Origin of the sequence: Apibacter sp. ESL0432, assembly GCF_019469225.1 — a bacterium.
GTDB lineage: Bacteria > Bacteroidota > Bacteroidia > Flavobacteriales > Weeksellaceae > Apibacter.
The window spans coordinates 1,432,584-1,447,538 of the sequence record NZ_CP048266.1 but is presented as its reverse complement, the minus strand read 5'-3'; the positions used below and the strand labels follow the sequence as shown (position 1 = coordinate 1,447,538).

Below are 14,955 nucleotides of genomic sequence, written 5' to 3'. Positions count from 1 at the left end.
ATTTATTAAAAAAAAATTTTAAAATTTTTTATGGAAAAATAGTAAGAAAAACATCTATAAGAATAAATCAAAAATTGAAAGATAATATAATGAAAACAATTAGAAAAATTTTAACAGGAATTATTTTAGGCAGTATTTTAGTATCTTTTACTCAATTAAGTGGAGAATCAATGCATCAAAAAGAAGTAGAAAATGATCCCGGAAAAGAATTAGTAAATTTTCCAGAGGCAAAATCCGGCATGATGCGTCATGTGATTATTTTAGATAAGAAAAATAATGAAGAATTTTATAAAGTAGAACTTATTCCCGGAAAAATAATGAAAGTAGATTGCAATAAACATACTTTACTGGGAAAAATAGAAGAAAAAGAGTTGGAAGGCTGGGGATATAACTTTTACGAGTTTTCTTCAGAAGGAAAGACTATTTCTACCCGAATGGCTTGTCCACAGATAGTAAATAAAGAAAAATTTATTTCTTCTGAATCAATCATTATTACATATAACAGTAAACTTCCTATAGTAATTTATACCCCAAAGGGATATATTGTGAAATACAAAATTTGGGAAGCCGGAAAAGAAAAAACTGCTTCAGTGAAATAATTAATAGGGTTAAAAAAAAGGAATTCTTTTCAATTTGAAAAGAATTCCCTACTATATAAAAGTTTAACTTTTAAATATCTTTAGTAAAAAATTATTAGTAATTCAACATATACGATTTAATATAATCTTTGAATTGAAATATAAAACCTTCTTAGGTTATCTGAAACAGTACTGGTATCCATATTATCTATATATCCAAAAAAATAAATTTTATACCATTTATCATCCAGAGAAACATCTGCGGTTAATATCTCAGTCTGATTATAGTTAGGATTAATACTCAAACTTCCTCCACTAGCCATGACCATATTTTCACCCAAGTTAGCCCAAATACCGTCATCTAAACTCACATACCCTCCCCTGGGAGCTAAAATTATGTTGGCATTACTTTTAAACGTTGCACTAGCTGTCGCTCCAAACCATAATTTAACAGGGGAAGAGGTGATGTTTACTAATCTGGGATTATAGGAAACAGTAGCTAATGTATTAGCCCCATTCAATAAATAAGCATCTAATCTCAGTTTGCCACCTAAAATAGGTAGATCATTAACGTATTTGCTTAACCAATATTCGGGAACATTATTATATGGATTAGTTATTATATCACCAAAACCGGCATTAACATACGGAGATTGATAGTAAACACGTTCCCCGGGTGCAAGCCCTAAACCCGCACCAATGGTAGCTTCACAGTTTTGCATAGCTACGCTAAGCGGAAATGTTGTTGTCTGAGGACTTGAAACCGTTGGAATTCCATCTACCACATAACGTAAAGCACCGTTTCCAACATTAAATTGTCCGGCTTCAAGTGTTGCTGTAAGACCGTTTACAGGTCCAATTGATTGAGCAGGATAGGTACCACCGTCACCACCGGTATAAGGAACCGTCATAACTCCATGATACCTTTCGTTGGCAGTATAAAAACTTGGAATTGCCATAGCGGCATTACAGGTCAAATTTTGGATGATCCCCGGAATAATGGGACGACCATCTAATGTCTTCCATTGTTTTCCATTCCAAAAAACATATCCATTAAAAACAAAGTTTGGATTATCTCCCAGATTATAAACTAATAATCCTACAGCGGGATTCGGAATTGTGAGAGTGTCTATATTTGATGTTAAAGATACACGTGGTCCTAAAAAACCTTTTTTACTGCCGGAACTAAGTCCTTCTACATTTAATTCCAAGATGGAAGAAGCATCTGGATACGCGGTACCAACACCTACATTACCATCTGAAGTAACAATAAAATCGTTCGCTCCTTGAAACGGGGTAGGTGCACCAATTTCCGCATTATCCTTCATGCCGTCAACATGAAAGGTACCTTGTGGGTTATTTGTATTTACGCCAATTTGGCTAAATGATAATATGGGAACTAATAACATCCCTAAAAAAATAAACTTAGTTTTCATAAATTAAGTTGTTTTTAATGATTAGTATATTAATAAATATGTATTTAGAAGAGATCTTACTTGTTATAAGGTTATTTTAAATAATGTTAAACATTTATTTTAGAATTTATTTTAAAATATATTTCTAAAAGTGTTTACATAAGTTTTTTAGTGAAAGTAGTATTTATTATGTTATAATAATATTGAATACAAATGTAAATATTTATTTTAAATTTAGCATTATAATTTTAATAATTATATAATTTTTTAAAATAGTTGATAGTTGGCATAAATTATTTTTATGCTAAAACTAATATTCACATCCTAGTATAGTAATAGGTTTGCTGTACGTATTGCTAAGTAAACATCTAATCTGAATTTAAAATTTACTATTTAAAAATTCAATAGTTTTTTCTAATATAATTCTAATGTCCCTTTAATATAAAAATAACGCAGGTCAAATTTCAATCTAATATTTGGTAAATAAATTTGTCTTAAGACAAAAAATAATGCTTATATAATGCGTAAATACGTTTTTTTACTGGTTTGTACCTTCCTTACAAGTCTGGTTTTTGCACAAAAAGCAGAAGTAATTCAATTAACAAAAGAACAAGCAGAAGGTTTGTTTCTCAAACAAAATTTACAGCTGTTGGCAGAAAAAATGAATATAGATGCTGCCGAAGCTGCTGTTGTACAAGCAAAACTATGGGACAATCCTAACTTTTCGTTAGGTGATGTTAATTTATGGAGTACGAAATCTCAGCGAGAACAAGAGCAAATTCCGGCACTCTTTGGAAAGTTTGCTAAAAATACGGAGTTTACGATGGAACTTAGCCAAATGGTTAAAACAGCCAGAAAAAGAGGTAAACTAATAAATAGAGAAAAGGTATCGAAAGAAATCGCTGTTCAGGAATTTGAGGAGACATTACGGGGCTTAAAACTAGAAGTACGAAAATCGCTGCAAGAGCTCATCTATTTACAATCCTATCAAAAAATATTAAATCACCAGCAAGAAGCGCTTTCAAAGCTGATTACGGCCTACAAAAATCAGGTTGCCGAAGGAAATATAGCAAAAAAAGATTTAATTCGTTTGCAATCCTCACAACTAGAGCTTAGTGGAGAAATTTATGAGGTTAAAAATAATTATAACGAACAACAGAAAATTATAAAATCTTTATTGAATATTCCTCCTCTGAATACGGTTGAAATACTCGAGGGAGACAATGAAGTAAAAAATCCGGATGATATCTTATTACCAAAAATTTTAGAAGAAGCATCTGAAAGCAGACCTGATATCAAAATTGCTAACCTTCAAATTGATTATTTTGATAAAGATTTATTATATGAAAAAGCACAAAAAGTTCCTGATTTAACCTTTGCTGTCAATTATGATCGTATAAGTGCCCCATGGAAAGATTTTATAGGGTTCGGCGTAAGCTTTGATTTGCCCTTTTTCAATAGAAATCAAGGAAATATAAAGTTAGCCCAAGTTAACAAAGAGCAAAGCAAATATCAAGCAAAACAAGCAGTAACTACCGCACAGCATGAAATTACCGAAGCTTATACTAACTATTCCGACACCTACCACCTGTTTAAAGATATACAAAAAGAAAATATTTCCGAAGATTTGGACTATATGTTAGATGCTTATACCAGAAACCTGATGAAAAGAAACATTAGCATGTTGGAATTTATAGATTTCATGGATGCCTATAAAACCAATAAAGAGACCCTATTAAATACCCAAAAAAATCTTTATACACAATTTGAAGAGTTACAATATACTGTTGGAAAAGAAATAAGATAAATCCCATGAAAAAAAATATATACATACTTTCCGTTCTGGCACTTGCCCTATCCTGCACCCATATAAAAGATAACCAATCAAAAACTCAGGAAGAAACTGCAATAAACCGGTCGTTTTTTAAACATGTAAAAACCATAAAAGCGGAATTAAAGCCACAAGAAGAGGAGTTAACACTTACAGGTAAAGTAGAATATGATCCGGATAAGATCGTTAATTATGTTCCGTTAATTAATGGGGTGGTAACAAAAACCTATTTTTCATTAGGAGACCAAGTAAAACAAGGTCAAGTATTGGCAAATGTTCGAAGTTTAGAAGTAAATTCTTTACATTCCGAAAAATTCGGGTTACAATCTGAATTGGAAGTCGCTAGAAGAGAACTAAAAAGTGCGGAATCCATGTATAAAGACAACATGCTATCCGAAAGCGAATTGGTTGAAGCAAGAGCTAAAGTAAAACAAGCTCAGGCTTCTTTAGCAAGGGTACATACGGATATGTCTGTGGTAGGATCCAACGGAAGCGGCAGTTCTTCCATCGTTTCTCCTATGACCGGGTATATTATAAACAAAAATATAACATCAGGCAGTACCATATCTCCGGATGCTGAGCCTATATTTACGGTTGCAGACCTAAGTAAAGTATGGGTGATAGCCAATGTATACGCGAGTAATTTACAATTTGTAAAAGTAGGAATGCCCGTAGAAATGAGTTCTTTATCCTATCCGGGTGAAATATTTAACGGAACCATACAATCCATCTCTCAAGTTTTTGATTCTGAAGAAAGAGTTTTGAAAGCAAGAATAGTTATGGAAAATGCAGATTTGAAATTTAAGCCCGAAATGTCCATGACCATCAAACTAAAAAACAATACAGAAAATACCCATGTGTCAATTCCGGTAAACGCACTCATTTTCGATGACGATAAATACTATGTAATCGTTGAAGAATCCAAAGAAAATTTCAAAGTAAAAGAAGTTCAACTTCAAGGTCACAACGAAGAAACCGCATATATCCTTTCCGGTCTTTCCGAAGGAGAAAATGTTGTGGTTAACAATCAATTACTAATTTATTCAGCTTTAAAAAACAAATAACAAAACATGCATAAGTTTGTTGAAAAATGTATTGCCTTTTCATTAAGGAATCACATACTAATACTATTTCTTAGCGTACTCTTATTTATCGGCGGAATTGTATGTTATCTAAACACACCTATTGAGGCCTATCCCGACGTAACTAACACAAGAGTACGAATTATAACCCAATGGCCGGGAAGAAGTGCGGAAGAAATTGAAAAATTTGTTACACTTCCTATAATGAAGGAAATGAATACCATTCCCAGAAAAACGGAAGTACGTTCTACTTCTCTTTTTGGTCTTTCGGTGGTAACCGTAATTTTTGAAGATGGAGTAGATGATTTCTTTGCTCAGCAATATGCTTCAAATCGTATGCAGGATATGGATCTTCCGGAAGGAGCCGATCCATCTATAGAACCGCCTTCCGGTGCTACCGGTGAAATATACCGTTATACTATTAAAAGTGACCTTCCTGTTCGCGAAATATCTGCTCTTAACGAATGGGTAGTAGAGCGTGAGCTATTATCGGTTCCCGGAGTAGCCAGTATTGTAAGTTTCGGTGGAGAAGAAAAATGCTATGAAATAAAAGTAAATCCTACAGAATTAGCTAATTACGGACTTTCGCCTTTGGAGGTTTATGAAGCTATTTCAAAAAGTAATATAAATGTAGGCGGAGATGTCATACAAAAAGGAAGTCAAGCCTATGTAGTACGCGGAGTTGGCTTACTGGACAATATCAAAGACATTGAAAATATACTTATTGAAGTAAAAGGTAGCACTCCTATACGAGTAAAACAAGTTGCCAACGTTTCTGTTTCTTCAAAACCACGTTTGGGACAAGTAGGGTTGGATGATAGAGATGATGTCGTTCAGGGTATTGTGGTAATGTTGAGAGGACAAAATCCGGGAGATGTGATTAAAAATTTAAAGGTTAAAATAGCTGATTTAAATGATCGTATATTACCTGAAAACGTAAAAATCGTACCTTTTTTAGATCGAACAACCTTAGTAGATGCTACTGTCCATACCGTAATGAAAAACCTTATCGAGGGTATTGTGTTGGTTTCCATTGTAGTATTTATTTTCCTGTTTAACTGGAGAACCACCTTGATTGTGGCTACGGTTATTCCGCTTTCTTTCTTATTTGCCATTATTATGCTTCGAATACAAGGACTTCCGGCGAACCTTATTTCAATGGGAGCACTAGACTTTGGATTGTTGCTCGAGGGAACATTGGTTATTGTTGAAATCATATTTGTCTCGATGGTAAAGAGAACGGAAGAGTTGGGAGGAGAACGATTTATAAAATCGTCCAAAGGGGGATTAATTAAAAAAAGTGCCGGAGGAGTTGCTTCTCACATATTTTTTGCTCAGATAATTTTGGTCGTTGCCTTATTTCCTATCTTTTCATTTCAAAAAGTGGAAGGTAAAATGTTTTCGCCGTTGGCATTTACTTTAGGATATGCATTAATGGGATCATTAATTTTATCTCTTACCTATGTGCCGGTTATGTGTAAAATTTTGCTAACCAAACCGGTTAAAGAAAAATCAAATGCAATCAGCAGATTCTTTTCCTCCCATTTATATAAAATTTTTCTATTTGCATCCCGACATCGTAAAGGAAGTATTATAACCTTCTGTATACTTTTAGTGCTTTGCATCGTAAGATTTAGTTTTTGGGGTACGGAATTTATACCCAGTATGAACGAAGGAGCAATTTATATACGTGCTACCTTACCCAACAGTATTAATTTGGACGAATCAGTAAAAATCACTCAACAAATGAAAAAGAAGTTGAGGAGTTTTGATGAAGTACAATTTGTATTGTCACAGACCGGACGTCCGAATGACGGAACAGATCCAACCGGGTTTTTTAACATAGAATTCCATGCCCAGTTGAAGCCGGAAAATCAATGGAAGAAAAAAGTTAAAAAAGAAGAGCTTATCCGAGAAATGAAAGATTCTTTAGACATTTATCCCGGAACAGTTTTCGGCTTTAGCCAACCCATACAAGATAATGTAGAAGAATATGTAGCAGGAGTAAAAAGTTCCTTAGTAATTAAAATATACGGAGATGACTTACAAAAGTTGGAACAAATGGCAGATCATGCAGCTTCTATCATACAAAAAGTGAAAGGAGTAGAAGATGTGAATGTGTTCCGAAGCATCGGTTTACCTGAATTACAAATCCGTTTATCCGAAGATCGTATGGCCCGTTATGCGGTGTCCATGGCAGATGCTCAGGCAGTAGTGGAAATGGCAATAGGAGGTAAAGCTGCTACCCAGTTTTATGAAGGCGAAAAAATATTTGATGTCAGAGTACGATTTCAAAAAGAATTCAGAGATAATGAAGATAAGATCGGGGAAATTCTAATACCTACCATGGATGGAAAACATGTTCCGTTAAAAGAAATTGCCGATATCAAATTTGTAACCGGCCCGACATTTATCTATCGAGATGGAAGCAGCAGGTACATCGGAGTTGGGTTTAGTGTTCGCGACCGTGATTTAGGTTCTACTATCAAAGAAGCCCAAGAAAAAGTAAATAAAGAGGTCAAACTAGGTCGAGGAAACCGCATGGTTTGGGCAGGAGAATTTGAAAGCCAACAAAGAGCAACACAACGATTGATGATTATTGTACCTTGTGCCTTATTATTGATCTTATTTTTACTCTATATGAATTTTAGGACCATCAAAGACACTTTAATTGCAGCAAGTGCCATGCCTTATGCTTTTATCGGTGGTTTTATTTCCCTGTGGATAACCGGTACCACTTTTGGAATTTCTGCAGGAATAGGATTTATTATACTCTTTGGAATTACCGCTATTGACAGCATTTTGTTGATTGCTTTGATGAAGAAAAAGATGAATTCAACCGGAAATTTAAGATTAGCCATAGATAGTGCAGTTAAAAGCAGGATACGTCCGGTGCTGATGATAGCCCTTATGGGATCGATGGGATTATTACCGGCCGCTATGTCCAATGGAATGGGTTCTGAAGTTCAAAAGCCTTTGGCAATTATGATTGTTGGGGGTATAATCACTTGTATGCTTTTATCATTTACTATTTTACCGCAGGTTTTTTATTTTGCTTACCGCAAGAAAAGAAAAATTAAATCATAAAATAGTAACTTTATAAAGCAAAAAGTAAAATATGGAGTTGTTATTGGTAGAAGATAATAAAAAAATCAGTGAGTTCATGATCAAAGGATTAGAAGAAAGCGGTTTTTCAGTCACTTTGGTTGAGAACGGTGTGGATGCAAGAAGTCGTTTAAATGATACCAATTGGAATATGATCTTATTGGATATTATGCTGCCTGATATTGATGGAATGGAGTTGTTGCAGTATATCCGCTATAAAAAAATAACCACTCCTGTTTTAGTAATCAGTGCTTTAGGAGATCCCGATGATAAAGTAAAAGCCCTAAGTTACGGTGCAGATGATTATCTGACCAAGCCTTTTCATTTTAAAGAACTCGTAGCACGAATTCATGCATTGGACAGAAGAAGGAAAATGAATTATGATTCTTCTTCCAATGTATTGGTATGCGGAGATTTAAAAATGTATTTGGATGAGCATAAAATTCTAAGAGGAGATACAGAAATAGTTCTAACCCATCTTGAATTTAAATTATTAAAATTCTTAATGGAAAATAAAAATAAAGTTGTTTCAAGAACCCAAATTCTAACCAGTGTTTGGGGAATTAACCATGATATAAACACCAATATAGTAGAAGTATATATTTCTTATTTAAGAAATAAAATTGATGGCGAGTTTGAAACAAAAATCATAGAAACCATAAAAGGAAGGGGATATCGTATTAAATCTTTATTAGCTGAATAATGAAAATACAGACAAGATTAAGTTTACTAAGCTCCGGTTTTTGGGGAATTGTCTTTATAGCCGTAGCGCTTCTGATATTCAGCTTCTACAAAAGGAGCATTGAAAACTCCGTTTACAGGAATTTACAAAAGACTGCTCAAATTATCGGCTATTACTTTTTTGAAGAAGATGAAATAAGCGCAAAAGAATTTCAAAAAATAAAAAAGCAATACGAAAAAATAAACAATCCCTACTTTGAAATTTACGACGATCTGAATCAATTAAAATATGGAAATATACAAGATGTTCCCGAATCGGTAATTAATGAAATACGCTATCAAAAGAAATTGTCCTTTACCACCGATAACTTTTTATGTTATGGAATGTATTATAATGACAACGAAGGCAATTTCGTAATCATTGCTAAGGAAAATAAACACGATGTGTATCAATACATCAATCCCCTTATAGGAATATTAGTATCCGCCTTTATTGTCGGGTTATTGGCTACCATATTGCTAAACCGTTGGATAGCCAATATAGCCTATCGTCCCATAAGAGAAGCCATTAACCAAGTAAAACAAATGACTCCGGGCGATTCCATGGAATTGAAGACGAGCCGAAATACAGTTAAAGACGAATTGTACGATCTAACTGAAACCTTTAATGAATTGCTTAAAAAAATTTCCGATTCAATTAAAATACAACAAAATTTTGTGAGCTATGTTTCACACGAATTCAAAACACCTTTGGCGGCAATTCAAGGAAATTTGGAGGTATTTTCCATGAAAAACCGTTCACCCGAAGAATATCAAGCCTTATCCCAAACATTGATGGAGGAAATAGACCGGCTTCAAGAAATATTAGATATTTTACTCATTGTTTCCGATTTGCGAAAAAATACAGACATTTCAGAACAAATACGTATTGACGAACTCATATTTGAAATTATTAAACGGGTTTCAGATAAATATTCCGATTGCAGTGAGATCATAGATTATACTTTAGATGTTACTTCGGAAAATATAGAGTTGCTTTACATTAATATAGATAAAACACAATTATTTATAGCCTTATTCAATCTGATTGAAAATGCGGTTAAATTCTCACAAAGAAAATTAGTACGTATTCAACTGTATGAACGTGAAGGAAAATTACATCTTTTGATACAAGATCATGGGATTGGAATTCCCAAAATGCAATTAAGCGAAATAAGTCGTCCGTTTTATCGAGCCCCAAATGCTGAAAAAGTATCTGGATCGGGGATAGGGCTTTCCATTGCCCTTCGTATTTTAGAAAAAAACCATATAGAATATACCATAGAATCCGAAGAAAATAAAGGAACTAAAATTACCTTAACTTTTTTCGGCATGAATCAGGAGTAAATTTACACTCATATTTGTTTTAGCTGTTTATTGTTAAGTAAAATTAGTATCATTTAAATACTAATTCACTTAGCTGGAAAAGGTGAATTTTAAGTAATTCACCTTTTCATTTTTTAACAATAGAATCTTTCCAAAAAAAGATATTTTTAATAATTACAAAAAGCAAAGTGAGTTAGTAAACTTTCATAATTTAAAATTTTTAAAGGAGCATCTTAATTAAATCCTTATTTTTGAGCTGATTTAATCCATATAACCAAGAAGATAAAATGAATACGTATCAAAATCCGTTGGAAAGCCGCTATTGCAGTGATGAAATGTTGTACAATTTTTCTCCTGAAAAAAAATTTACTACTTGGAGAAAATTATGGTTAGCCCTGGCAGAAATACAAAAAGAGCTTGGTTTAGATATTTCGGATGAGCAAATAAAAGAGCTTAGAGAGCAAGTATCGAAAATAGATTTTAAGAAAGCAGACGAATACGAAAAAAAATTTCGTCATGATGTTATGGCCCATGTACATGCATATGGAGATGCAGCACCGGCTGCACGTCCCATTATTCATTTAGGGGCAACTTCTGCCTTTGTAGGGGATAATACGGATCTTATCCAAATACGTGACGGTTTCGAACTGGTGAAGAAAAAATTGATTAATGTTATTAAAGGATTGCATTCGTTTGCACTCAAGTATAAAGACCATCCTACCTTAGGGTTTACTCATTTTCAACCGGCACAATTAACAACGATTGGTAAACGAGCTACTCTTTGGCTGCAATCGGTTTTATTAGATTTGGAAGATTTAGAATATCGTTTGGAAACGTTGCGCTTCAGAGGAGTTAAAGGTACTACCGGAACGGCTGCCAGTTTTAAAGAATTGTTTGACGGGGACTTTTCAAAAGTCAAGGAATTGGACCGGAAATTATCAGAACGTTTCGGCTTTAAAAAAGTTTTTAAAGTAAGTGGTCAAACTTATGACCGAAAGATAGATGCTCAGGCACTAGAAGTACTTTCCAATATTGCACAATCTGCACATAAGTTTACGAATGATTTGCGCTTGTTGCAAAGCTTAAAAGAAATAGAAGAACCGTTTGAAAAGAATCAGATAGGTTCCAGCGCCATGGCTTATAAGCGTAATCCGATGCGATCTGAAAGAATTGCTTCATTAGCTAAATTTATAATCTCTTTAGCAACATCTCCTGCAATGGTTGCATCCACTCAATGGTTTGAAAGAACATTAGACGATTCCGCAAATAAAAGGTTGAGCATACCTCAGGCATTTTTAGCCGTAGATGCTATCTTATTAATCTGGAATAATATTTTGGACGGATTGGTCGTATATCCTAAAATGATTGAAAAGCATATTAATGAAGAACTGCCCTTTATGGCAACCGAATACATCATTATGGAAGGAGTTAAAAACGGAGGAGACCGGCAGGAACTTCATGAAATCATTCGTCAACATTCTATGGAAGCAGCCAAAAAAGTAAAAATGGAAGGAAAGCCTAATGATTTAATCGAGCGAATTATCATGGATGAAAAAATAAATATTGACAAAGAAAAATTGATGAAATTGATTAATCCATCCAATTTCATTGGCTTTGCTCCGGAACAAACAGAAGAGTTTTTAGATCAGGAAGTAAATCCTATTTTACTAAAATATGAACATCTACTAGGAATAAATTCCGATCTTAGAGTCTAAAAATATATATACTGAATTAACCACTGTGGCAGTCCTGATTGTTTAAACTAATTTAAACTAAACATAAACTAAATATTAATTCGATTTGCCGATTATATGGCAAAGTAACGATCTTCGTGCCCGGTGGTTTTTCAGTAGTATTTATTAATTCGGTTTCGTTATCTAGGATATCCGATTTCTTTATAAAATTCTTCCAAAAATTTCAGCATAAATAAATGCCTTTCTTCAGCCATTTCTTTAGCAATATCGGTATTCATCAAGTCTTTCAGCTTCAATAGCTTTTCATAAAAATGATTGATCGTACATGAGGTACTTTTTTGATAAGAAGCACTTTCCGTATATTCGGTCGGTTTTTCGTTCGGATCAAACAATTCTCGACCTTTGGTGCCACCATAAGCAGATGCTCGGGCTATTCCTACAGCACCTATTGCATCCAATCGATCGGCATCTTGAACAATTTTTGCTTCAAGTGAAGTAGGAGGAGGATTATGTCCACCCTTATACGAAACTTCGTTAATAATTTTAATGATATCTTCAATGAAACTTTTCGGATATGATAAAGAAGACAGTAATGGAAATACGAGTTCTTCAGTACGGTCCGTTCCATTATGGAGTTTATAATCTCCGACATCGTGAAGCCAGGCTGCCAATAAAACTTTAGAACGATCAGCCTTTTCGTGAAGGAGAATATTTTGGGCGTTGGTTACTACTCGCTCAATATGCCAATAATCATGTCCACTTTTATCCGAAGAATGTTTATTTTTTATATAATCCCGAATGATTGATATTGCTTGGTCTAATTCCATGCTTAAATATAGAATTTTAATAAGAATTATAGGTAAATATAAGTTCAATAATTTAAAAACCCTTTTATTATATTAAAGGGGTATAAAGATATTGAATAGGACTTTTCAACTTCAATTGAAAGTATTGAAATGAAAAATAAAAAAGAAAAAGCCCCTTTATAAAAAACAGGGGCTTATATTATATTTAATATGGTAAATGTAAGTAGATAACTATTCGCTATATACACCCATATTTATAAATTTATTTTGTCTGTGTTCCACCAACTCATCAGGAGACATTTTAGAAAGCTCATTATAGGCCTCTAAAACTTGATTTTTTAAAGACATAAAGGCTCCTTCCGGGTTGTAATGAGCGCCGCCAAGCGGCTCCTTAATTATTCCGTCAATAATGCCTAATTCCAAAGAATTTTTAGGAGTTAAACGAAGATTTTCGGCAGCAACTTCTTTGTATTCCCAGCTTCTGAATAAGATTGAGGAACAACTTTCCGGAGAAATTACGGAATACCAAGTATTTTCCATCATGTAAACCTTATTTCCTACACCTATTCCCAACGCACCGCCACTGGCACCTTCACCAATAACTACGCAAATAATCGGAACTTTAATTTGGCACATCTGAGCGATATTATACGCGATGGCTTCTCCTTGTCCTCTTTCTTCGGCATCAAGTCCCGGATAGGCTCCCGGAGTGTCTATTAAGGTTAGAATAGGGATGTTAAATTTTTCAGCAACCCTCATCAAACGTAACGCTTTTCGGTAACCGTCTGGATTGGGCATACCAAAACGACGGTATTGTCTTTCTTTGGTATTTTTACCTTTTTGTTGACCGATAATCATAAAAGTTTTACCGTCAATTCTTCCCAATCCTCCAATCATGGCTTTGTCATCGCCATAGTTGCGGTCTCCGTGTAATTCAATAAACGTATTATCAGTGATGGCACTGCAATAGTCTAACGAATAAGGACGAGAGGGATGTCTGGATAATTGAACGGTTTGCCAAGGGGTAAGGTTATCGTATATTTGATGTTTGGTTTGTTCGATTTTCTTTTCGATTTCTTTGCAAGTAGAATTTATATCTACTCCGCTTTCTTTACCAAGCTCGATCCATTTTTTAAGCTGGTCTTCTAATTCTTTTATAGGCAATTCAAAATCTAAATATTCCATTTTATGAGTATTAGTGACTAAATATACTAACTTTTAAATAAATCAAATTAAATTCTCATTTTTGAAACTACTTAGAAATGGTATTTTCAAAAATAAATTTCCAATGAATTATAAATCCAAAATTCCTTCAGGTAAAGTCATTGAAATGTAATGATCATTTCTGTTTACTTCAATAATCCAATCATTAATAATAGGAATGTAAATAAATTTATCATTTTTAGATAGTTTTATAATAAAAAGAGCTTGTGCGCTGTTATCGTTTATTTCAGTAATTTCTCCAATCTTTTGTAGGTTTTCGTCTACTAAAGAAAAGTGTATAACTTCATGATAATAAAATTGTTTTCCTTTTAATTTAGGTAATGTATTTAAAGGAAGGTACAGCTGCGTCCCTATTAAGTCTTGTGAATTGATAGAAGTATCTTCAAATTTTACACGTAATGAATCTTTATTATAGAGTTGACATTCATTTAGAAAAAAAGGAACCGGCATTTCATTGATATTAATAAATACCGATTCCAAATTATTGTAAACCTCCGGTTCATCTGTGTCTAGTTTAACAATCAGATGACCTTTCAGACCATGAGTTTTAGTGATTGTGCCTAGGTAGTAACAATCTTCCAATTGCATGAATCTAATTAGGCTTTAGGTTCTTCATTAGTTTCAGCCTGAGCATCAGTAGCTGCTTCATCTTCTGCGATGATTGCTTCTACTACTTCCTCTGCATCGTTAGCTTTTGCATCTTCTGCTTTTTGTTGAGCAGCGATACGGCTTTCATTTACTTTTCTTTCAGCTTCAAGCTTTTCTTTTTTCGCTTGTTGCTTAGAAGAAGCCAATTTGTCTTTTTTCGCTTGAATAGCTTTTTCTTTGTCTTCCAACCAAGCTTGGAATTTTTTCTCTGCTTCTTCAGCCGAAAAAGCTCCTTTTTTAACCCCTCCGTTCAAATGCTTTTTTAATAAAGCACCTTTGTAAGAAAGGATAGATTTTGCTGTATCTGATGGTTGAGCTCCTTTTTCTAACCAGCTCACTGCTCTGTCAACATTTAATTCAATGGTTGCAGGGTTGGTCGTAGGAACGTAAATTCCTAATTTTTCGATGTTTTTACCATCTCTTTTAGCTCTAGAATCTGCTACAACAATGTGAAAAACCGGTTTTCCTTTTTTACCGTGTCTTTGTAATCTAATTTTTACTGCCATAATTTTTTATTTTGGGATCC

The 14,955-nt window shown here is 33.9% G+C and carries 12 protein-coding genes; 7 read left to right on the top strand and 5 right to left on the bottom strand.

Annotation, left to right across the window (positions count from 1 at the left end):
• The first annotated feature begins 89 nt into the window (after positions 1 to 89).
• On the top strand, positions 90 to 599 hold the full coding sequence (gene eco, locus GYM73_RS06095) for a serine protease inhibitor ecotin (RefSeq protein WP_220233303.1): 510 nt from the start codon (positions 90 to 92) through the stop codon (positions 597 to 599).
• Positions 600 to 715: 116 nt separating this feature from the next.
• Here eco and GYM73_RS06090 read toward each other — a convergent pair whose 3' ends face one another.
• Entirely contained in the window at positions 716 to 2,014 is a 1,299-nt protein-coding gene (locus tag GYM73_RS06090) for a hypothetical protein (protein ID WP_220233302.1), read from the bottom strand.
• A gap of 499 nt (positions 2,015 to 2,513) precedes the next feature.
• Here GYM73_RS06090 and GYM73_RS06085 point away from each other — a divergent pair, with 499 nt between their 5' ends.
• The 6 genes from GYM73_RS06085 (at position 2,514) to purB (ending at position 11,772) form a co-directional block, all read left to right on the top strand.
• Complete coding sequence (locus GYM73_RS06085) at positions 2,514 to 3,800, top strand: TolC family protein (RefSeq protein WP_220233301.1); 1,287 nt, start codon at positions 2,514 to 2,516, stop codon at positions 3,798 to 3,800.
• 5 nt (positions 3,801 to 3,805) lie between these two features.
• Entirely contained in the window at positions 3,806 to 4,888 is a 1,083-nt protein-coding gene (locus tag GYM73_RS06080) for an efflux RND transporter periplasmic adaptor subunit (protein ID WP_220233300.1), read from the top strand.
• A gap of 6 nt (positions 4,889 to 4,894) precedes the next feature.
• Positions 4,895 to 7,993 (top strand): efflux RND transporter permease subunit, encoded by a 3,099-nt coding sequence (locus GYM73_RS06075; RefSeq protein ID WP_220233299.1) that lies wholly within the window; start codon positions 4,895 to 4,897, stop codon positions 7,991 to 7,993.
• 31 nt (positions 7,994 to 8,024) lie between these two features.
• The gene (locus GYM73_RS06070) at positions 8,025 to 8,714 is read left to right on the top strand and encodes a response regulator transcription factor (protein WP_160557280.1); all 690 of its coding nucleotides are present in this window, start codon (positions 8,025 to 8,027) and stop codon (positions 8,712 to 8,714) included.
• Positions 8,714 to 10,078, top strand: coding sequence for a HAMP domain-containing sensor histidine kinase (locus GYM73_RS06065; protein WP_220233298.1), 1,365 nt, complete (start codon positions 8,714 to 8,716; stop codon positions 10,076 to 10,078). The genes GYM73_RS06070 and GYM73_RS06065 overlap by 1 nt, the downstream gene beginning before the upstream one ends.
• A gap of 266 nt (positions 10,079 to 10,344) precedes the next feature.
• Positions 10,345 to 11,772 carry an adenylosuccinate lyase gene (gene purB / locus GYM73_RS06060; protein ID WP_220233297.1) on the top strand — a complete coding sequence of 476 codons (1,428 nt, stop codon included), beginning with the start codon at positions 10,345 to 10,347 and terminating at the stop codon, positions 11,770 to 11,772.
• A gap of 158 nt (positions 11,773 to 11,930) precedes the next feature.
• Here purB and GYM73_RS06055 read toward each other — a convergent pair whose 3' ends face one another.
• The 4 genes from GYM73_RS06055 to GYM73_RS06040 all read right to left on the bottom strand — a co-directional run bounded on the left by GYM73_RS06055 (position 11,931) and on the right by GYM73_RS06040 (position 14,935).
• Positions 11,931 to 12,578: an HD domain-containing protein gene (locus GYM73_RS06055; protein WP_220233296.1), complete on the bottom strand. Its 648-nt coding sequence runs from the start codon at positions 12,576 to 12,578 to the stop codon at positions 11,931 to 11,933.
• A gap of 210 nt (positions 12,579 to 12,788) precedes the next feature.
• Positions 12,789 to 13,742 carry an acetyl-CoA carboxylase carboxyltransferase subunit alpha gene (locus tag GYM73_RS06050; RefSeq protein WP_105297870.1) on the bottom strand — a complete coding sequence of 318 codons (954 nt, stop codon included), beginning with the start codon at positions 13,740 to 13,742 and terminating at the stop codon, positions 12,789 to 12,791.
• A gap of 108 nt (positions 13,743 to 13,850) precedes the next feature.
• On the bottom strand, positions 13,851 to 14,369 hold the full coding sequence (gene rimM / locus GYM73_RS06045) for a ribosome maturation factor RimM (RefSeq protein ID WP_220233295.1): 519 nt from the start codon (positions 14,367 to 14,369) through the stop codon (positions 13,851 to 13,853).
• 8 nt (positions 14,370 to 14,377) lie between these two features.
• Positions 14,378 to 14,935 carry a 30S ribosomal protein S16 gene (locus GYM73_RS06040; RefSeq protein ID WP_220233294.1) on the bottom strand — a complete coding sequence of 186 codons (558 nt, stop codon included), beginning with the start codon at positions 14,933 to 14,935 and terminating at the stop codon, positions 14,378 to 14,380.
• Between the last annotated feature and the right edge of the window lie 20 nt (positions 14,936 to 14,955).

Excerpts from the sequence above, each read along its gene's own strand:
- GYM73_RS06065 (WP_220233298.1), top strand. The coding sequence starts at position 8,714 with ATGAAAATACAGACAAGATTAAGTTTACTAAGCTCCGGTTTTTGGGGA.
- GYM73_RS06055 (WP_220233296.1), bottom strand. The coding sequence starts at position 12,578 with ATGGAATTAGACCAAGCAATATCAATCATTCGGGATTATATAAAAAAT.
- GYM73_RS06075 (WP_220233299.1), top strand. The coding sequence starts at position 4,895 with ATGCATAAGTTTGTTGAAAAATGTATTGCCTTTTCATTAAGGAATCAC.
- GYM73_RS06070 (WP_160557280.1), top strand. The coding sequence starts at position 8,025 with ATGGAGTTGTTATTGGTAGAAGATAATAAAAAAATCAGTGAGTTCATG.
- GYM73_RS06040 (WP_220233294.1), bottom strand. The coding sequence starts at position 14,935 with ATGGCAGTAAAAATTAGATTACAAAGACACGGTAAAAAAGGAAAACCG.
- GYM73_RS06080 (WP_220233300.1), top strand. The coding sequence starts at position 3,806 with ATGAAAAAAAATATATACATACTTTCCGTTCTGGCACTTGCCCTATCC.
- GYM73_RS06050 (WP_105297870.1), bottom strand. The coding sequence starts at position 13,742 with ATGGAATATTTAGATTTTGAATTGCCTATAAAAGAATTAGAAGACCAG.
- eco (WP_220233303.1), top strand. The coding sequence starts at position 90 with ATGAAAACAATTAGAAAAATTTTAACAGGAATTATTTTAGGCAGTATT.
- GYM73_RS06090 (WP_220233302.1), bottom strand. The coding sequence starts at position 2,014 with ATGAAAACTAAGTTTATTTTTTTAGGGATGTTATTAGTTCCCATATTA.
- GYM73_RS06085 (WP_220233301.1), top strand. The coding sequence starts at position 2,514 with ATGCGTAAATACGTTTTTTTACTGGTTTGTACCTTCCTTACAAGTCTG.
- rimM (WP_220233295.1), bottom strand. The coding sequence starts at position 14,369 with ATGCAATTGGAAGATTGTTACTACCTAGGCACAATCACTAAAACTCAT.
- purB (WP_220233297.1), top strand. The coding sequence starts at position 10,345 with ATGAATACGTATCAAAATCCGTTGGAAAGCCGCTATTGCAGTGATGAA.